The organism is Acidisoma sibiricum (assembly GCF_057837225.1).
In genome coordinates, this window is sequence record NZ_CM174445.1 from 2597018 (window position 1) to 2615446 (window position 18429).

Below are 18429 nucleotides of genomic sequence, written 5' to 3' on the forward strand. Positions count from 1 at the left end.
GCCGGTCTTTTGGGCAAGACACAGCGTTCGCGCAAGGGACAGCATGGCGTTTGCGCCTCATGGGAGCTGAATGATGAGCATGATGCACGGCACGGGCGGTCACGACCACCACGACCACGACCACGACCACGACCACGACAACGACCATGATGACGATGACAATGACGGGCATGATCATGAGGCTCATGCCGGTCACGCGCATGAGGGGCACGCCCATGCCGGGCATTCCCATGGCGCGGGCGGCCATGTGCATGCCCCGGCGAATTTCGGCACCGCTTTCCTGGTCGGCATCGTCCTCAATGTCGGCTTTGTCGTGGCGGAGGTGGTCTATGGCCTTCTCGGCCATTCCATGGCGCTGATTGCCGATGGCGCGCATAATCTGACGGATGTGCTGGGCCTGGCCGCCGCCTGGCTGGCCAGCGTGCTCGCCCGCCGTCCGCCCAGCCCACGCTTCACCTATGGGCTGGGCCGTTCCACCATTCTGGCCGCCTTGACCAACGGGGTGCTGCTGCTGGTCGCTACCGGCGCCATCCTGCTGGAAGCGGTGCAGCGGCTGATCAGCCCGTCGCCGGTCGCCGGCGTCACAGTCATGATCGTGGCCGCCATCGGCATCGCCATCAACGGCTTCACCGCCTTTCTGTTCATGTCGGGCGCCAAGGACGACCTCAATATCAAGGGCGCCTTCCAGCATATGCTGGCCGATGCCCTGGTCTCGGTCGGCGTCGTCGTGGCCGCCCTGGTGATCAGCTTCACCGGCTGGAACCGGCTTGATCCGGCCATTTCCATCGTCATCGCCGTGGTCATCGTGGTCGGCACCTGGGGCCTGCTGCGGCAATCCGTCGGCATGTCCATGGATGCAGTGCCGGAAGGCGTCGATCCTCTGGCGGTGCGCGGCTATCTGGAAACGCTGCCGGGCGTGGCCGAGGTGCATGACCTCCATATCTGGGCCATGAGCACCACGGAAACGGCGCTGACCGGCCACCTGGTCATCCCCGGCGCCCATCCGGGGGACGGCTTCCTGCGCAGCGCCTGCGAGCAGTTGCAGCGGCGCTTCCGCATCGGCCATGCCACGCTGCAGATTGAAATTGACGCCGCCGGCGCCTGTCGCCTTGCCCCGGCTGACGTCATCTAATCCCGGTCGCGCGCCGTTTTTGGTTCCAGCCGGGCTTTGCCCTATTGGTGTAGATCTCGGACAATGTTGAAAGTGCGTTAGTTGGACCTCTCTCCAGTCACTCAGGCTTTCGTTCTGCATTTCGGCGAAATGGGTAGCCGGTGGGGCATCAACCGGACGGTCGGCCAGATCTACGCTTTGCTGTTCCTCTCGGCCCGGCCGCTGCCGGCCGATGAAATCGCCGAGGCGCTCGGGTTTTCCCGCTCCAATGTCTCGATGGGTCTGAAGGAGCTGCAATCCTGGCGGCTTGTCCGCCTGCAGCATCTGCCGGGCGACCGTCGGGAGCATTTCTCGACGCCCGACGATGTCTGGCAGATCGTCCGCATTCTGGCCGAGGAGCGGCGCAAGCGCGAGCTTGACCCGACGCTCTCCGTTCTGCGGGATCTGCTGCTCACCGAGAGATCCAATCCCGATGACGAGCATGCCTATCTGCGCATGCAGCAGATGCATGATCAGCTCGAACTCATCACCAAATGGTCGGCCGATATCCAGAAGCTCGAAACGACGCAGCTGGTGGAGCTTATTCGCATGGGCGGCCGCATCGTCCGTCTGCTGGAGCTGAAGAACCGGCTGCCCATCATCGGATCGCGCGGCAGCAAGGCCGCTTCCGGCCGCGCCGCGGAGACAGAGAGCGTCGAGCAGGAAGACGCGGATGACTGAGTTCCGCCTGCGCTAAGTTCGGTGGCGCAATGATCGAAACGTCGCTGACCCGGTACGGGCGAAGGGGCGGTTGCCGGTGGCAGCCGCCCCTTCGCCTATGTCAGGGCCATGACTTAAGCGCGCAGAAGATGGAAACCGATCGTTCTGCCTTTGAATCCGTCTTGCGGATGGCGTCGCAAAGCCTCTAGAAGCGATGGTAGGCCGGACGCCATTCCTCGAATGAGATCGTTATAAGATCATGATGTTAAACGGTGTTGTTAAGCGGGGCGCTGCCGCCTCCGCCCTTGCGCTGGCCGTAGGGCTTTCTGCCTGCAAGAAAAGCAACACCTATGTGGCGCCGCCCCCGCCCGAGGTCTCGGTCGCAGCCCCGCTCGTCCATGACGTGCGCCGCCATCTGGAAACGACCGGCACGGTCGAGGCGCTGAACTCCGTCGATCTCGTTGCGCGTATTCAAGGGTTTCTCTACAGCCAGAATTACACCGACGGCGCCATGGTCAAAAGCGGCACGACGCTCTTTACCATCGAGCCGCCACCCTATTTCGCCCAGTTGCAGCAGGCCCAGGCGCAGCAGGCCGCGGCCCAGGCCAATCTGGTGCAGGCGCAACAGGCCTTTCAGCGGCAGGCAACCCTGCGGCAGCAGGGCGTGAATTCCCAGGCCGATTACGACAATGCCCAGGCCAAGCAGGATGCGGCCCAGGCCGATCTCGACAATGCCATCGCCAGCACGCAGCTGGCCGCCATCAACTATTCCTATACCCAGGTGAAGGCGCCCTTCGACGGGCTGGTCTCGACCCATCTCGTCTCGGTTGGCCAGATGGTCGGCACCGGTGGAGAGAAGACGAAGCTCTCCACCATCGTGCAGCTCAAGCCGATCTACGTGTATTTCTCGCTCAGCGAACCGGTCGTGCAGCGCATCCGCGCGGCCCTTCAGGCCATGGGCAAGACGCTGGCCGACGTCCACAATATTCCCATCGCCATCGGCCTGCAGACCGAGACCGGCTATCCTCATGTCGGCCAGCTCGATTACGTGGCGCCAACGGTCGATGCCAATACCGGCACGCTCACCGCCCGTGCGCTGATGCCCAATACCGATGTCACCTTGCTGCCCGGCATGTTCGTGCGCGTGCAGGTGCCCGCCGGCACCGACCAGAATGCGATCCTCGTCCCCACCACTGCCATCGGCTCGGACCAGGGCGGCTCCTACGTGCTGACGGTCGACGATCAGAACGTGGTGCAGGAAAAGAGCATCACCACCAGCACGGTGACGGGTGATCTCACCGTCGTCGACAAGGGTCTGGCCCCCACCGACAAGATCGTCGTCAATGGCTTGCAGCGGGCGATCCCCGGCGAAAAGGTGTCGCCCCAGGCAGCCCCGGCCTTGACCGCGCCCGCCGACATCGACAGCGCCCAGTAAAGGGGCGCAGGGGATGTTCTCGAAATTCTTTATCGAGAGGCCGGTTCTCGCGAACGTCCTCTCCATCGTCGTGGTGCTGATCGGCTTGGTCGCCATGGTCGGCCTGCCGATCGCGCAGTATCCCAATGTCGTGCCGCCCACCGTGCAGGTGACGACAAGCTATCCGGGCGCCTCCGCCAAGACGCTGGTCGATACCGTGGCCCTGCCGATCGAGCAGCAGGTCAATGGTGTGCAGGACATGCTGTACATGCAGTCGTCCTCCACCAGCAGCGGCGCCTATACGCTGACGGTGACCTTCAAGATCGGCACGGACCTGAACTTCGCCCAGGTTCTGGTGCAGAACCGCGTCTCCGCCGCACTCGCGTCGCTGCCGGCTTCGGTGCAGGCGCAGGGCGTCGTCGTGCAGCAGAAATCGACCTCGATCCTGCAGATCGTGACGCTGACCTCGCCGACGGGGCAGTACGACAGCCTCTATATGAGCAACTATGCCGGCATCAACATCACCAATGTGCTGGCCCGCCTGCCGGGCGTCGGCAATGTCGCGGTCTTCGGCGCCGGCTCCTATGCCATGCGTCTGTGGCTTGATCCGAACGCGCTCAAGGCGCGGGGCCTGACGCCCACGGATGTCATCAACGCGGTGAAAAGCCAAAGCCAGGCGGTCACCGCCGGGCAGACCGGCACGCCGCCCGCACCGGCCAACCAGGCCTTCCAGTACACGATCAATATCCAGGGCCTGCTGACGACGCCGGAACAGTTCGGCAATATCATCGTCAAAAGCGGGCAGGGGACGGGCGGGCTGATCACGCGCGTGCGGGATGTCGCGCGGATCGAACTGGGCGCGCAGAACTACGCCCAGACCTTCACGCTCGACAATAATCCGTCTGCCGGCATCGCCATCTACCAGCAGCCCGGTGCGAATGCGCTTCAGGTCGCGACCGAGGTGCGCAATACCATGGCGACGCTCGCAAAAAGCTTTCCGCAGGGTCTGACCTATAGCGTGCCCTTCGACACCACGCTGTTTGTCACTGCCTCCGTCGATGAAGTCTACAAGACGCTGATCGAAGCGGGCGTGCTGGTTCTGATCGTCATCCTGGTCTTCCTGCAGGATTGGCGGGCGACGCTGGTGCCGGCAACCACGATCCCCATCACCGTCATCGGCGCCTTCGCCGCCATGGCGGCTTTGGGTTTCACCATCAATCTCTCGACCCTCTTCGCGATCGTGCTCTCCATCGGCATCGTCGTCGATGATTCGATCGTGGTGGTGGAAGGCTCCGCCCAGCAGCTGGAACATGGGCTGGGCAGCCAGGCCGCCGCCATCCAGGCGATGAAGGAACTGTTCGGCCCCATCATCGGCATCACTTTGGTGCTGATGTCGGTCTTCATTCCGGCCTCGCTGACGCCGGGTCTGACCGGACAGATGTATGCGCAGTTCGCCCTGGTGATCGCGGCGACCGCCCTGATCTCGGCCATGAACGCGACCACGCTGACGCCCACGCAATGCGCGCTGTTCCTGCGCGTGCCGAAACCGCCGGAGCAGCGCAACATTCTCGCCCGCGGCTTCAACCGCGGCTATGACCGGGTCGCCGGCGGCTATGCCCGGATCATTCGCGGCATGACCAATCATGCCGGCATTGCCGTCATCGCCGCGCTGATCATGATCGGCGGTGCCCTCTGGGGCATCGCGCGTCTGCCCACCGGCTTCCTGCCGATCGAGGATCAGGGCTACCTCATCGTCGCGATCCAGTTGCCCGACGGCGCCTCGCTCGGCCGCACCCAGCAGGTCGTGGCAGAGGTCGGCGCGCTGGCACAGAAAGTGCCCGGCGTGCAGCAGGTCATCGGCATCGGCGGCATATCGGTGCTCGATAACAGCGCCCAGCTTGCCAATGCCGGCGTCGACTACATCATGCTCAAGCCCTGGAGCGAGCGCGGCAAGGGCGAGACGCTGCTGCCGTTGTACATGAATCTCAAGAAGGCGCTGGCCGGGGTTCAATCCGCGGCGCTGACCGTGGTGCCGCCGCCCGCCATCCAGGGCATCGGCAATGCCAGCGGCTTCACCATGATGCTGGAACAGCGTGACGGCAGCAACGACTATGCCAAGCTGCAGAGCGTGGCGCGCACCATCGTCGCGACCGCCAACGGTCAGACCGGCATCTCCGGCGGCTTCACCACCTTCCGCGCCGAAGTGCCGCAATATGACGTGGTGATTGACCGCGTGAAGGCGGAAACCCTGCATGTGAATGTGGGCGATGTCTTCTCGACCATCTCCTCCTATGTCGGCTCGACCTTCATCAACCAGTTCAATGAATTCGGCCTGACCTTCCAGGTTTATGCGCAGGCGGATTCCAAATACCGGCTGACGATCGACCAGCTCAACAATCTCTATGTGAAAAGCCAGGACGGGCTGATGATTCCCGTCGGCACGCTGGTGCGGATCAAGCCGACGGTGGGCCCGTCGCTCATCAGCCTCTACAATCTCTATCCGGCGGCGACGATCATCGGCAGCAATGCGCCCGGCTTCAGTTCAGGACAGGCGCTGGACCTGATGGATCAGGTCGCGGTGCATAACATGCCGCGCGGCACCGGCTATGACTGGACGGCGATGTCCTATCAGGAGAAGGCGGCCGGCGGGCAGATCATCTATGCCTTCGGCTTCGCGCTCGTCCTCGTCTATCTGGTGCTCTGCGGCCAGTATGAGAGCTGGGTCACGCCGGTGGCCGTGCTGCTGGCGGTGCCGCTGGCGTTGATCGGGCCCGGTCTCGTGCTCGGGCTGCTGGGGGTCGATAACAACCTCTATGTCCAGATCGGTCTGCTGCTGCTCATCGCGCTCGCCGCCAAGAACGCCATTCTGATCGTGGAGGTGGCGCGCGAGCATCGCATGGCCGGCCGGTCCATTCTGGATGCCGCGCGCGACGCCTCTCGCGCGCGTTTCCGGCCGATCCTGATGACCTCCTTCGCCTTCATGCTGGGCGTGGTGCCCCTGATCCTCGCGACAGGCGCCGGTGCCAATTCGCGCAAATCCATCGGCATCACCGTCTTCAGCGGCATGGCGGCCTCGACCTGCCTGGCCGTGCTCTTCGTGCCGTCCTTCTTCATCGTGCTGCAGCGCTTCGATGAATGGCTGCGAGGTTCCAGGAAGACGGCGGCCGCGCCGCCCGCGGCTGAGCCGCCGACGGCCCAGCCCACGCCCGGTCACGGGGATTGACCGGCTTCGGGCCGGCTACAGATCCACGGTCACGCGGTCCGTCAGGCCGGAGGACAGGGTGCCCTCCGTCCGCTGGCGGATAAAGGGCCCGAAGCCGATCTCGAAGGGCAAGGCCGGCGCATCGAGCAGGGCCAGATAGGTATCCGGCAAATGCTGGGACAGATTCTCGATCAGATAAGCAAGGATATCGACGGAGACCGCGGGCGGGAACAGCACGCCCGTGAGCTTCACCTCCGCGCCGACGGCGGCATAGTCGTAGGGCACAAGCCGAAGCGCCATCCCCAGCTGCAGGGCCTGAACCACCACCCCGCCCTGGGGCTTCGGCTGATAGAAGGACAGCGTCTCCAGCACCCGGTCCCAGCCGTAAGGCACGGTATCCAGCGTGTTGTTATAGCGCCAGGTGCGGCCGGCAAGCCTCGCCTGATCCGCGTATTCCTGGGCAAAGCCAGTATTGCCCGGTGTCATCCCGGCAAAGGCATAGACCGAGAGGGCGGGGGCCGGATTGGCGCTCGCGGTCCATAGGCCCAGTACCGGCGCCAGCGTGCCGCCCAGGCTGTGACCGGTCACATAGAGATCGACGGCGCCGAGCCCGGTCAGCACGGATGACAGCGTCTGGCCGCCGCCCGACAGCGCCAGCAGCCCCTGCAATCCCGCCCAGGTCCCGGCCGAGACCTTCGCATCCGGCACACGCGCACCCGGCCATGGCTGCATGGTGCCGAAGGGACTGTCCTGCTGTGCATCCTCCCAATAGGCGGAGGAAAACGGGTTGGGATAGGTGCCGCGGATAGCCACGACATGCCGGCCCGAAGCGTCCCGCACCAGATAGGCGAAATTGACCGGAACGGGGACGTCGTCAGCCATCCACAGCAGGGTCCAGGTCGCGCCGGCGACCGGGCCGGCGGCGAGATGGGCCGTGATATAGGCGGGCGTGGCATAGGCCAGGCCCGCCAGCGTCATCAGGACGGGAGCGAGGGGATCTGTTGCCATGGCAACAATTACTTACGGAGATTGGTGGATGACGGATATTTCTCGTACGGAACCGCATAGGCCGATTCCGAAATATCGAGAAGATTTCCGGCGGTGTCATAATTGTTGAAGACCTGCCGGATCGTCGGCACAGGCGAAATCACCGGGTCGGCGCTGGCGTCGAGAAAGATGATGCCGCGTGTGGCAAGGCTGTCCTGCGGCGTGGACCCCACCAATTGGGTGGATTGGCCGGGCGTGATGATATACTGCACACCAAAAATGAATGTAGCCAGTTGCGGAATGGAGATATTGAAAATTCCGCCCTGCGCGATGAAGGTCGCGGCAGGAATTTGCGTCACCGTTCCATTGTTGTCGATGTAATTGACGAAAAGGCTGACTGCGCCGCTGGAGGCGACGAAGGCGGGTGACGGGTAGTAGTACAGATTCACGATCAGTGGATTGGCTACGATATTCGTGATCTGAAAGAAAGAACCCTGTTGGACATAGGGCACGTTCGGCACGCCGGGAACGATCGGCTGAGCCAGAATTTCAAAAGAGGCGATGCCCGTCATGGCGAGTTCCCTATATTTTGTTTTATTTCTAGGTGTTGCCGAAGCAAAGTCAAAACTGACGTCTGGCGTTTAATTTCCTCTATCAAGTCAGCATAAGCATGACAAATTCCATTGTCAAATCGAATTGACAGCGCCTTTGGACATAGGGGTGAGTATGAAACGATTTTATTTGGGTGGCGCTACTGTCCTTTGAACAGACGCAGAAATCCGGCGATGTCGCGCCGCCTTTGACCTGGGATGCGTCACGATCAGAAAATTCTAGGGCGTTAGAGGAAGTTCTTCCATGGCATGATGAAGATTCGCGCAAAGCGGGTTGTTGTCTCTGGCTTTGCCCGGTCGATGGCGCATGAGCCAGACTGAGAGGCCGACAGCCTGTACGTGTCGCGGCAGGGGGACTGCCCGTCCTGCACACGGACAAAGACGATGTCTTCTACGAAAAAGGACTTATCAACGAAAGGATCGAACGTCCCGCGCGGTGTGCCTGCCCTACAGGCCGAGGCCCAATTGCCCGGCGAGTGACCGCAGTTTCTCAGGATTGCGGATAATATAGACGGCGGTGATGCGCCCCTCGGCCACATCCAGCACGGTCGCCTGCGGCAATCCGTCAGGCTCCAGCGTGACAAAGCCCGGGCCCGCATTGATCCGCCCCAGATAGAGCAGCGGCCGCGCGGCATCGCCGCGCTTGGCGGCCAGGCGCGCGAACATCCGCGCGGCCTTGTCACCGCCATGGATAAGGTTGATGGAGGCCGGGCGGATGCCGCCGCCATCGGCATGCACCACCACATCCTGCGCCAGCAGGCGGCGCAAACCGTCCTCATCGCCGGACTGCGCGGCGGCAAAAAAGGCCCGCGCCAGCCGCGCGCCATCCTCAGCCGCCGCAGGCTGCCGGACCTGCGCCTCGCCCAGCCTTGCCCGCGCCCGCACCGCCATCTGGCGGCAGGCGGCGTCGGTGCGCCCCAGCAACGCCGCCAGCTCGCTGAAGGGCGTGTCGAACAGATCATGCAGAATAAAGATGGCCCGCTCGGCCGGTGACAGGCGTTGCAGCGTCAGCAGAAAGGCGATGGAGAGGGATTCGGACCGCGCATAGGCGCTCTCCTGCGGCGGCGCCGCGTCCTCCAGCACCGGCTCCGGCAGCCAGGGGCCGACATACTGCTCCCGCCGCACCTGCGCTGATTTGAGATGGTCGAGGGCCAGCCGCGCCGTGGCCTTCATCAGCCAGGCGCGCGGCGTGATGATGGCCGCGCGGTCAGCGTCCTGCCAGCGGAGGAAAACATCCTGCGCGATATCCTCGGCCGTCGCGCGCGACCCCGTCATCCGGTAGGCGAGCCCGATGAGGTCGGCGCGCACGGCCAGGAAGGACGCAGCCGCTTCCGCCGGCATGGTCAATGGCCCGCGGGCACGGAGCGGAAGCCGATGGCGATGCGGTTCCAGGCATTGATGGTGGCAATCAGCAGGGAGAGTTTCACGATCTCCGTCTCCGCAAACTGTTCAGTCAGCGCGGCGTAATCCGCGTCGGGCGCATGAGTGTCGGCGATCAGCGTCAGCGCCTCGGTCCAGGCCAGCGCCGCACGCTCCCGATCCGTATAAAACGGCGCCTCGCGCCAGGCGTCGAGCAGAAACAGCCGGGCCGGGCTCTCGCCGGCCTTGATCGCGTCGCGCGTATGCATGTCGATGCAATAGGCGCAGCCGTTGATCTGGCTGGCGCGGGTCTTCACCAGCTCGATCAGACTCATCTCCAGGCCGGAGCTGACGACGGCGCGTTCCAGGCCCACCATGGCCTTCATGACCTCGGGTGCGGCGGCGAAATAATCGAGACGGGGTTGCATTCTGCATCTCCTCGTTTGGGGTTCACTCCCAAGACGAGGCAGCCGGGGCGGATGTGACGGCGGCCGCTAAATATTTAGTGGCCCGTGCCCAAAAACGCGTCATGCCCGCGCAAGCGGGCATCTACCCCGCGTGGCGCCGAAAGGGACAGGCGCCGCAACGGGTGGGTCCGCGCAACAAGTGCGCGGATGACGATGTCCAGGGATATCCACCACCACCCTAGGTAGGGTGGGCTTAAGCCCACCCTACGACGCCGAATGAGGTCGGAAGGGTTTCACGAGAACCAGAACGTCACGGGCGGTGACCGCCTTACGGGAGGCCGAAGCCTCTCTCAGGCTCTTACGCCAGCCGTCCGTGGCACTGCTTGAACTTCTTGCCCGAGCCGCAGGGGCAGGGGGCGTTGCGCGGCGTATCCCGCCAGGAGGCCGGCAGATCGGCCAGCGCCGTCGCCACCGCGCCGCCCGCCACCTCCACCGGCGCCGTCGCTTCCAGCGTCAGCCCCGCCCCCATGCCGGTATCATGGCCGAAACTCTGGTTCAGCATGTCCTCGGGATTGTTCTCAAACATCAGGCCCGGCGGCGGCGGCACGGGCTCGGCCGGCTGAGTGAAGTCGACCCGGCACAGTGTCGCGGTCACCCGCTCCTTGAGGTCTTCCAGCATGGCGCCGAACAGCGCGAAGGCTTCGGACTTGTATTCGCGCAGCGGATCAAGCTGGCCATAGGCGCGCAGGCCGATGCCCTGGCGCATATGGTCCAGATTGAGCAGATGCTCCTTCCAGACCTGGTCCAGCGTCTGCAGCAGCAGCGACTTTTCCACCATGCGCATCAGTTCGGGGCCGAAATTGGCGGCTTTCGCCGCCATCAGCGCGTCACCGGCTTCCTCGATCCGCTCGCGGATATGGCTTTCGTCGATGCCTTCCTCGCGGCCCCAATCCTCGATCGGCAAAGCCAGGCCCAGCACGCGCTCGATATCCTCGGCCAGTTCCGCCGTCTGCCACTGTTCGGCAAAGGCCTTTTCGGGAATGCGGGCGGAGACGAGTTCGCCGACCACCTCGTTGCGCATCTGCGCGACGACCTCGGACACATCCTCCAGCATCATGAATTCGCGGCGCTGCGCATAAACCTCGCGCCGCTGGTCGTTCATGACGTCGTCATATTTCAGCAGATTCTTGCGGATATCGAAGTTCCGCGCCTCCACCTTCTTCTGCGCCTTTTCCAGCGCCCGGTTGATCCAGGGATGGGTGATCGCCTCGCCATCCTTCAGGCCAAGGCGCTGCAGCATGCCGCCCATCCGGTCCGAGCCGAAGATGCGCATCAGGTCGTCTTCCAGGCTCAGGAAGAAGCGCGAATGCCCCGGATCGCCCTGGCGGCCCGAACGGCCGCGCAGCTGGTTGTCGATGCGGCGGCTTTCATGCCGCTCGGTGCCGATCACGAAAAGCCCGCCGGCCGCCACCACCGCGTCATGCGCCTGCGCCACTTCCGCGACCAGGGCGCGGTCACGCTCGGCATATTCTGCCGGGTCGGCAATGGTCGACAGTTCCAGGCGACGGCGCATGTCGATATTGCCGCCGAGTTTGATGTCGGTGCCGCGGCCGGCCATATTGGTCGCGATCGTCACAGCGCCCGGGGCGCCGGCCTGCGACACGATGGTTGCTTCTTGCTCATGGAAGCGCGCGTTCAGCACGGCATGCGGCACGCCCTCGCGCTTCAGCAGTTCGCTGAGGATTTCGCTCTTTTCGATGCTGGTGGTGCCGACCAGAACCGGCTGGCCCTTCTTGCGCGTCTCGGCGATCAGGGTCGCCAGCGCCATGTATTTCTCGGTCGCCGTCCGGTAGACCTCGTCATTCTCGTCCAGGCGCGCAACCGGCACATTGGTCGGAATTTCGACGGTCGAGAGTTTGTAGATCTCCTCGAACTCGTCCGCTTCCGTCATCGCCGTGCCGGTCATGCCGGCAAGCTTGGGATAGAGGCGGAAATAGTTCTGGAAGGTGATGGAGGCCAGCGTTTGGTTCTCAGGCTGGATGGTGACGTGTTCCTTGGCCTCCAGCGCCTGATGCAGGCCTTCCGAATAGCGGCGGCCTTCCATCATGCGGCCGGTGAACTCGTCGATGATGATGACCTTGTCGTCGCGCGTGATGTAATCGACATCGCGGGTGAACAGGGTATGCGCCCGCAGGCTCTGCTGGGTGTGGTGCAGGATCGAGATATTGAAGACGTCGTAAAGATTGCCTTCCTCTATGATGCCGGCCTCGCGCAGCATCTCCTCCACCCGCTCGGCCCCCGGTTCGGTGAGCGTGACGGCCTTCTGCTTCTCGTCCTTGTCGAAGGTCTCGGGGTCTTGCACCAGGATTTTCACGACCTCGTCCACCTGGCGGTAGAGGTCGGAACTGTCCTCGGCCGGGCCTGAGATGATCAGTGGCGTGCGCGCCTCGTCGATCAGGATGCTGTCGACCTCGTCGACGATCGCATAGTGGAAGTCGCGCTGGACCATGTCTTCCAGCCGGTATTTCATATTGTCGCGCAGATAGTCGAAACCGAATTCGTTATTGGTGCCGTAGGTGATGTCGCAGGCATAGGCCGCGCGGCGCTGGCTGTCTTCCATGCCATGGACGATGATGCCGGTGGACAGGCCCAGGAACGAATACAGCTCGCCCATGGTCTCGGCGTCGCGGCGGGCCAGATAGTCGTTCACGGTCACCACATGCACGCCCCGGCCGGACAGCGCATTGAGATAGACGGGCAGGGTGCCGACCAAGGTCTTGCCCTCGCCGGTCTTCATCTCGGCGATGCGGCCGCTATGCAGCACCAGGCCGCCCACCAGCTGGACGTCGAAATGGCGCAGGCCGAGGACGCGCTTGGACGCCTCGCGCACCACGGCAAAAGCCTCCGCCATGATATTGTCGAGGCCCTCGCCCCCCTCCAGCCGGCTTTTGAACTCGGCCGTCTTGGCGCGCAGCGCCTCGTCCGTCAGCGCCGCAATCTGCGGTTCAAGGGCATTGACCTGCGGCACGATGCGCCGATAGCCGCGGAGCGTGCGCTCGTTGCTGGTTCCGAAAAAGACGCGGGCGAGAGATCCGAACATGAGAACCTTGGGTCAGTTGGCCGGCCAAAAGCCGGCCGCCGGCTGGCGGAATGCCCTGGAGTAGGCGGGCCGCAATAGCCTGAAATGGGGTGCCAGTGATAGGACTGCCACAAGATGGGGTCAACGCGTGGCTTTATCATGACGGATGGTCGCCCCTTCTTGTGGATGGCCGCCGCTTCGGCCATTCTCCGCCGCCCTTGGCACACCCGCCGGATTAGAGGTTTTTATGCGCCTTTCTCGTTTGACGCTCGCAATTCTGGCCAGTACGGCCCTCGCTTTTCCGCTGGCCGGGCCCATGGCCCGGGCGCAGTCCAGCAGCGCGGCGCCCGCCGCCCCTGCGGCTGATGCCAAGCCGAAGAACCCCATCATCGCGACGGTGGACGGGCAGGATATCTATCTGTCCGACATGCAGGACATGACGCATAACCTGCCGCAGCAGCTGCAGAACATGTCGCCCGAGCAGCTTTATCCCATCCTTCTCGACCAGTTGGTTGACCAGAAGGCGATGGCCATTCAGGCCACCAAGGACGGCATGCTGAACGATCCGGGCGTCAAGCATCAGATCGAAGTCGGCACCGAGCAGGTGCTGCAGGGGGCCCTGATCCGCAAGGCGATCGGCCCGGATATCTCGCAGGCGGCCATCCAGGCGGTCTATGACAAGGACTACGCCAACAAGCCGGGCGTCGAGGAAATCCATGCCCGCCACATCCTGGTGGCCTCCGAATCGCAGGCCCAGGACATCATCAAGCAGCTCCAAAAGGACAACGGTGCCAATTTCGCCGATCTGGCGAAGAAGTATTCCACCGATCCGGGCAGCGTGAATGGTGGCGACCTCGGCTGGTTCAAAAAGACCGACATGGTGCCGGACTTCGCGAATGCGGCCTTCGCCATGAAGGATAATGAGATCAGCCAGGCGCCGGTCCACAGCCAGTTCGGCTGGCATGTGATCCAGGTTCTGGGTCATCGCGTCGACCCGACACCGACCCTCGCTGATGTCCAGGACAAGATCCGCAACCAGCTGATTCAGCAGGGTATTCATAACCTGCTCACGCAGGCGCGCAGCGCCGTCACGGTGAAGGAATTCGCCCCCGACGGGTCGCCGCTGCCGCCGGCCGGCGCCGCCCCCGCCGCCCCGGCCAACTAAGCGCCATGGCCAGCATCACGAGCGTCTCTCCGCTGGCGGTGCCGCTGCCGGAGATGGGTCCGATCGCGGGTGTCCGCCTCGGCTCCGCGGCGGCCGGCATCCGCTATCAGGGGCGGACCGACCTCATGATGATGGTCTTTCCCCGCGGCACCACCGTCGCCGGCGTCTTCACCCAGAACAAGTGTCCGGGTGCGCCGATCGACTGGTGCCGTGCGGCGCTGGATGGCGGCCGCGCCCAGGCGCTGGTCGTCAATGCCGGCAATGCCAATGTCTTCACGGGCAAGGCCGGGGTCGCGACCGTCAAGGCGACGGCCAAGGCCGCGGCCGCGCTGGCGGGCTGTCCGGCGAAGCAGGTCTTTCTCGCCTCCACCGGCGTGATCGGTGAGGTTCTGCCTGCCGAGCGCATCACCGCCGCCTTGCCCGCCTTGCATGAAACTTTGGTGGAAGATGGGTGGGACGCCGCCGCCCGCGCCATCATGACGACCGATACCTTTCCCAAAGGTGCCACCCGCACCGCCGTGATCGGCGGCACCACGGTGACGATCAACGGCATCGCCAAGGGCAGCGGCATGATCGCGCCTGATATGGCGACCATGCTGTGCTTCATCGCGACCGACGCCGCCATTCCCGCGGCTGCCCTGCAAAGCCTTCTGTCCCGCGGCGTGCAGCCCAGCTTCAACGCGGTGACGGTCGATAGCGACACCTCCACCTCCGACACCGTCCTGCTGTTCGCGACAGGGGCCGCCGGCAATCCGAGAGTGCCTGAGACGGGCGGCGCGGTCTTGAAGGATTTCCGCCGCGCCCTGGACGAACTGCTGCTCGACCTCGCCCTTCAGGTCGCGCGGGACGGGGAGGGTGCGCAGAAGCTGGTGCGCATTGACGTCACCGGCGCGGTGTCGAAAAAATCGGCCCGCACCATCGCCTTCGCCATCGCCAATTCCCCTCTCGTCAAGACCGCCATTGCGGGTGAGGACGCCAATTGGGGCCGCATCGTCATGGCGGTCGGCAAATCCGGCGAGCCCGCAGATCGCGACCGGCTGGCGGTCGGTGTCGGCGGCACCTGGATGGCGCGCGCCGGCACCGTCGTGCCGGGTTATGACGAAGCCCCCGTCGTCGCCCATATGAAAGGGCGCGAGGTTGAGGTTACGGTCGATATCGGCCTCGGCGATGGTGCCGCGACGGTTTGGACCTGCGACCTCACCCATGGATATATCGACATCAATGGCAGCTACCGAAGCTGAGGCGCCGGCCACGCCGGACGTTCGGCTGAGCACGGAACGGCTGACGCTCAGGGCCATCACGCCGGATGATGCCGAACAGCTTCACCGCCTGCTCAATGACTGGGAGGTCTGCCGCATGCTGCAGACCGTGCCCTTTCCCTATCCGCGCCTGATCGCAGACCAGTTCATCGCCGATTCCGTCTCCCAGCGGCTGGACGGCCAGGCCTACCACTTCGCCGTCACCGGCCAGGAAGCGGGGCGGGAGGTGCTGGTCGGGGCCGTCGGGCTGAAACTGCTGCGCGGCCGCCGGCGCGCCACCATCGGCTACTGGGTCGGCCGCAAATTCTGGGGCCATGGCGTGGCGCGGGAGGCCACCGGCCGGGTGCTGCGCTGGGCGCTGGCCAATCTCGATCTCGATGTGGTGGAAGCGACCGTCGCCACCGACAATCCGGCCTCGACCGCCGTGCTGCGGGCCATCGGCTTTCGCGAGACCGGCGCGGGGCGGGAAGCCTTCCTGTCGCGCGGCGGCGGCAGCCATGCCGTTCTGCTTTTCGAGGCCGCGCGGGCCGATCTCGCCCCCGTGCCGGATCTGACCAAGCCGGTCACGGCGAGCATGGCGCCGCCCAGCGGCCTGCCGCTGCTGCTGGTCGCGGCCTGCGTGCTGATCGACGCGCAAGGCCGCGTCCTCATCGCCCGCCGCCCGGAAGGCCGCGCCATGGCGGGCCTGTGGGAGTTTCCCGGCGGCAAGCTGGAGCCCGGCGAAAGCCCCGAGACGGCGCTGATCCGCGAGCTGCGGGAGGAATTGGGCGTCGATGTCGCGCGCAGCTGCCTCGCGCCCTTTGTCTTTGCGTCCCACACCTACGAGAAGTTTCACCTGCTGATGCCGCTCTTCCTCTGCCGGCGCTGGCAGGGCATCGCCTCTCCGCGCGAAGGCCAGACCATCCGCTGGGTGACGGCCGCCGAACTTTCTGACTTCCAGATGCTGCCGGCCGACCGTCCGCTGCTCCCCATGCTGCGGGACCTGCTGTAAGCTTCCCCGTTACGTCCACAGGACGAGTCCAAGAAGGGGATCTGCCGATGACCAATCCAACCGCCTGCCTGCTCGTAATCGGCAATGAAATCCTCTCCGGCCGCACCCAGGATGTGAACATCAATTTCCTGGCCCGCCGGCTCGGCCAGATCGGCATTCCGCTGCGCGAGGTCCGCGTCATCCCGGACGTGCCCGAGACCATCATCCGCACCGTCAACGAGGTGCGGGCGAGCTTCGACCATGTCTTCACCACCGGCGGCATCGGCCCGACTCATGATGACATCACCGCCGAATGCATCGCGGCCGCCTTTGGCGTGCCGTGGGAGATCAACGCGGAGGCCTTCGCCATCATGGAGGCGCGCTATCCGAAGGGTGAGTTCAACGCCGCCCGCCAGCGTATGGCGACGATGCCGCGCGGCGTCACGCTGATCGAAAATCCGGTCTCCGCCGCGCCCGGCTTCACCATCGGCAATGTCCATGTCATGGCCGGCGTGCCGCGCATCATGCAGGCGATGTTCGACTGTCTGGCGCCGACGCTGGAAGGCGGGCCGCCCATCATCTCCCGCGCGGTCTATGCGCTCGGCCTGCTGGAAGGCGCCATCGCGGCCGATCTGGAAGCCGTGCAGAAGCGCTATCCGCAGCTCGATGTCGGCAGCTATCCCTTCGCGCGGGAGGCCGGGCATGGCGTGGCCATCGTCTCCAAGGGCACCGATGTGGACGCCGCCGAAGCCGCGACCGCCGAAGTCACCGCCCTGATGGAAAAGCTCGGCCTCGCGCCGATCCAGGGCGAACCGGCCGCCTGACGCGGGAAAGCGCGCGCCCATGGCCGCCACCCCGACCAGCGCCGAGACCGAGGCCGCCGCCCATTGCCTGCTGCAATTCGGCCGCGTGCTGCTGCAGAACGGCGCCGATACCGGCCGCGTGCAGATCGCCGTGCGCCGTTTCGCGACCGCCTTGGGGCATGAGGCGCGGCTGCTGATTTCCTATGAGGGGCTGGTCCTCACCCTGGTCACCACCCAGGGCTTCACCACCAAAATCGGCAGCCGCATTCCGGCGATGAATGTAGGCATGAGCCAGGCCGCCGCCGCGCTGCATGTGCTGCACAAGGTGGAGGATGGGCGCTTCGATCTGGCCCGGGCTTCGGCCGAGCTGGACCGGCTGGAGCATAGCCCGCCGGAATATAACCGCTACCTGGTCGCGATCGCGCTGGGCATGACGGCCGCCTCTCTCAGCCGGCTCTTCGGCGGGGACTGGGCGGCGTTCTTCACCTGCTGGATCGCGACCGCCATCGGCACGCTGGTCCGGCAGGAGGCCGGCAAGCGCGGCTTCAGCCCGGTTGTGGTCTCCTTCCTGGCAGCGATCGTCAGCGGCGTGCTCGGCGGCTTCGGTGCTCGGCTGCTCGGCAGTCACACCACCGCGCTCTGTCTGGTCGCCCCCGGCATGGTCATCGTGCCCGGCGTGCCGCTCATCAACGGTGTGCAGGACATGCTGCGCAATCATGCCGGCGTCGGCATGGCGCGGCTTGGGTTTTCGTTCTTTGTCATCGCGGCCATCGGCCTGGGGCTGGAGATTGCCTCCGTCATCTCGGGCGTGCCGCTGCCGATCGACATTCCTTCGGGCAGCGTGCCCATCCCTGAGGATGCGGTTTTCGCGGCGCTCGCCGCTCTCGGCTTCGTGCTGCTCTTCTCGGTGCCGCTGCGCCTGGCCTGGGCGGCGGCGCTCTGCGGCCTCGCCAGCCACACCGTCCGCCTTGCTGTGATGGAGACGACGGGGGCCAGCATCGTGCTCGGAACCCTCATCGGCGCGCTGCTGGCCGGGGGCCTGGCGCAGATCTTCGCCCGCAAGCTGGACGCCCCGGCCGCGACCTTCGCCTTTCCCGGCGTCGTCGCCATGGTGCCGGGCATCTACGGCTTTCGCACCATCGCGGGGGCCATGCAGATCGTCGGTGCAGGCGGCGCGCCGCCCGCTGGTCTGGTGGATGCGACGATCGCGCTGGCTGTGACGGTCGTGATGATCACCGGTGCCATCACCATCGGCATCGCCGTGCCGCTGGCGCTGGCCAATCCGCGGCTGGTGGGGGTGATAGAGGGAAAGCGATGAGGGGAAGACGGAAAAGTTGTAATCAATGATATCATTGATTACAGT

The 18429-nt window shown here is 64.8% G+C and carries 14 protein-coding genes; 9 read left to right on the forward strand and 5 right to left on the reverse strand.

Annotated features, from left to right (window positions below):
- The first annotated feature begins 70 nt into the window (after positions 1–70).
- The 4 genes from AC3G7M_RS12390 to AC3G7M_RS12405 all read left to right on the forward strand — a co-directional run bounded on the left by AC3G7M_RS12390 (position 71) and on the right by AC3G7M_RS12405 (position 6447).
- Positions 71–1132 carry a cation diffusion facilitator family transporter gene (locus tag AC3G7M_RS12390; RefSeq protein ID WP_489212317.1) on the forward strand — a complete coding sequence of 354 codons (1062 nt, stop codon included), beginning with the start codon at positions 71–73 and terminating at the stop codon, positions 1130–1132.
- 81 nt (positions 1133–1213) lie between these two features.
- On the forward strand, positions 1214–1831 hold the full coding sequence (locus tag AC3G7M_RS12395) for a GbsR/MarR family transcriptional regulator (RefSeq protein ID WP_489212318.1): 618 nt from the start codon (positions 1214–1216) through the stop codon (positions 1829–1831).
- Positions 1832–2162: 331 nt separating this feature from the next.
- Positions 2163–3245, forward strand: coding sequence for an efflux RND transporter periplasmic adaptor subunit (locus AC3G7M_RS12400; protein ID WP_489212320.1), 1083 nt, complete (start codon positions 2163–2165; stop codon positions 3243–3245).
- A gap of 13 nt (positions 3246–3258) precedes the next feature.
- Positions 3259–6447 (forward strand): efflux RND transporter permease subunit, encoded by a 3189-nt coding sequence (locus tag AC3G7M_RS12405; RefSeq protein WP_489212321.1) that lies wholly within the window; start codon positions 3259–3261, stop codon positions 6445–6447.
- A gap of 15 nt (positions 6448–6462) precedes the next feature.
- On the opposite strand, the gene AC3G7M_RS12410 is transcribed toward AC3G7M_RS12405, so the two are convergent.
- The 5 genes from AC3G7M_RS12410 to secA all read right to left on the reverse strand — a co-directional run bounded on the left by AC3G7M_RS12410 (position 6463) and on the right by secA (position 12890).
- On the reverse strand, positions 6463–7434 hold the full coding sequence (locus tag AC3G7M_RS12410) for a lipase family protein (protein WP_489212322.1): 972 nt from the start codon (positions 7432–7434) through the stop codon (positions 6463–6465).
- Positions 7435–7442: 8 nt separating this feature from the next.
- Positions 7443–7985, reverse strand: a complete 543-nt coding sequence (locus AC3G7M_RS12415; protein WP_489212324.1) for a hypothetical protein — start codon at positions 7983–7985, stop codon at positions 7443–7445.
- A gap of 486 nt (positions 7986–8471) precedes the next feature.
- Positions 8472–9365 carry an RNA polymerase sigma factor SigJ gene (gene sigJ, locus AC3G7M_RS12420; RefSeq protein WP_489212326.1) on the reverse strand — a complete coding sequence of 298 codons (894 nt, stop codon included), beginning with the start codon at positions 9363–9365 and terminating at the stop codon, positions 8472–8474.
- 2 nt (positions 9366–9367) lie between these two features.
- Complete coding sequence (locus tag AC3G7M_RS12425) at positions 9368–9811, reverse strand: carboxymuconolactone decarboxylase family protein (protein WP_489212327.1); 444 nt, start codon at positions 9809–9811, stop codon at positions 9368–9370.
- A gap of 337 nt (positions 9812–10148) precedes the next feature.
- Positions 10149–12890: a preprotein translocase subunit SecA gene (secA, locus tag AC3G7M_RS12430; protein ID WP_489212328.1), complete on the reverse strand. Its 2742-nt coding sequence runs from the start codon at positions 12888–12890 to the stop codon at positions 10149–10151.
- A gap of 226 nt (positions 12891–13116) precedes the next feature.
- On the opposite strand from secA, the gene AC3G7M_RS12435 reads away from it, so the two are divergent.
- Genes AC3G7M_RS12435 through AC3G7M_RS12455 form a run of 5 tightly spaced genes read left to right on the forward strand, consistent with a single transcriptional unit; the run spans position 13117 to position 18384 of the window.
- Entirely contained in the window at positions 13117–14034 is a 918-nt protein-coding gene (locus AC3G7M_RS12435; protein WP_489212329.1) for a peptidylprolyl isomerase, read from the forward strand.
- 5 nt (positions 14035–14039) lie between these two features.
- Complete coding sequence (argJ, locus tag AC3G7M_RS12440) at positions 14040–15275, forward strand: bifunctional glutamate N-acetyltransferase/amino-acid acetyltransferase ArgJ (protein ID WP_489212330.1); 1236 nt, start codon at positions 14040–14042, stop codon at positions 15273–15275.
- Positions 15256–16284: a bifunctional GNAT family N-acetyltransferase/(deoxy)nucleoside triphosphate pyrophosphohydrolase gene (locus AC3G7M_RS12445; RefSeq protein ID WP_489212331.1), complete on the forward strand. Its 1029-nt coding sequence runs from the start codon at positions 15256–15258 to the stop codon at positions 16282–16284. Before argJ ends, AC3G7M_RS12445 begins: the two co-directional genes overlap by 20 nt.
- 47 nt (positions 16285–16331) lie before the next feature.
- Positions 16332–17087 carry a competence/damage-inducible protein A gene (locus AC3G7M_RS12450; protein WP_489212333.1) on the forward strand — a complete coding sequence of 252 codons (756 nt, stop codon included), beginning with the start codon at positions 16332–16334 and terminating at the stop codon, positions 17085–17087.
- A gap of 19 nt (positions 17088–17106) precedes the next feature.
- Positions 17107–18384 carry a threonine/serine exporter family protein gene (locus AC3G7M_RS12455; RefSeq protein WP_489212334.1) on the forward strand — a complete coding sequence of 426 codons (1278 nt, stop codon included), beginning with the start codon at positions 17107–17109 and terminating at the stop codon, positions 18382–18384.
- Positions 18385–18429: the final 45 nt, after the last annotated feature.

What these genes read in the sequence shown, in the direction of transcription:
- AC3G7M_RS12390 (WP_489212317.1), top strand. Translation starts at nt 71, where the DNA reads ATGATGAGCATGATGCACGGCACGGGCGGTCACGACCACCACGACCAC.
- AC3G7M_RS12405 (WP_489212321.1), top strand. Translation starts at nt 3,259, where the DNA reads ATGTTCTCGAAATTCTTTATCGAGAGGCCGGTTCTCGCGAACGTCCTC.
- AC3G7M_RS12410 (WP_489212322.1), bottom strand. Translation starts at nt 7,434, where the DNA reads ATGGCAACAGATCCCCTCGCTCCCGTCCTGATGACGCTGGCGGGCCTG.
- AC3G7M_RS12415 (WP_489212324.1), bottom strand. Translation starts at nt 7,985, where the DNA reads ATGACGGGCATCGCCTCTTTTGAAATTCTGGCTCAGCCGATCGTTCCC.
- sigJ (WP_489212326.1), bottom strand. Translation starts at nt 9,365, where the DNA reads ATGCCGGCGGAAGCGGCTGCGTCCTTCCTGGCCGTGCGCGCCGACCTC.
- AC3G7M_RS12425 (WP_489212327.1), bottom strand. Translation starts at nt 9,811, where the DNA reads ATGCAACCCCGTCTCGATTATTTCGCCGCCGCACCCGAGGTCATGAAG.
- secA (WP_489212328.1), bottom strand. Translation starts at nt 12,890, where the DNA reads ATGTTCGGATCTCTCGCCCGCGTCTTTTTCGGAACCAGCAACGAGCGC.
- AC3G7M_RS12435 (WP_489212329.1), top strand. Translation starts at nt 13,117, where the DNA reads ATGCGCCTTTCTCGTTTGACGCTCGCAATTCTGGCCAGTACGGCCCTC.
- argJ (WP_489212330.1), top strand. Translation starts at nt 14,040, where the DNA reads ATGGCCAGCATCACGAGCGTCTCTCCGCTGGCGGTGCCGCTGCCGGAG.
- AC3G7M_RS12445 (WP_489212331.1), top strand. Translation starts at nt 15,256, where the DNA reads ATGGCAGCTACCGAAGCTGAGGCGCCGGCCACGCCGGACGTTCGGCTG.
- AC3G7M_RS12450 (WP_489212333.1), top strand. Translation starts at nt 16,332, where the DNA reads ATGACCAATCCAACCGCCTGCCTGCTCGTAATCGGCAATGAAATCCTC.
- AC3G7M_RS12455 (WP_489212334.1), top strand. Translation starts at nt 17,107, where the DNA reads ATGGCCGCCACCCCGACCAGCGCCGAGACCGAGGCCGCCGCCCATTGC.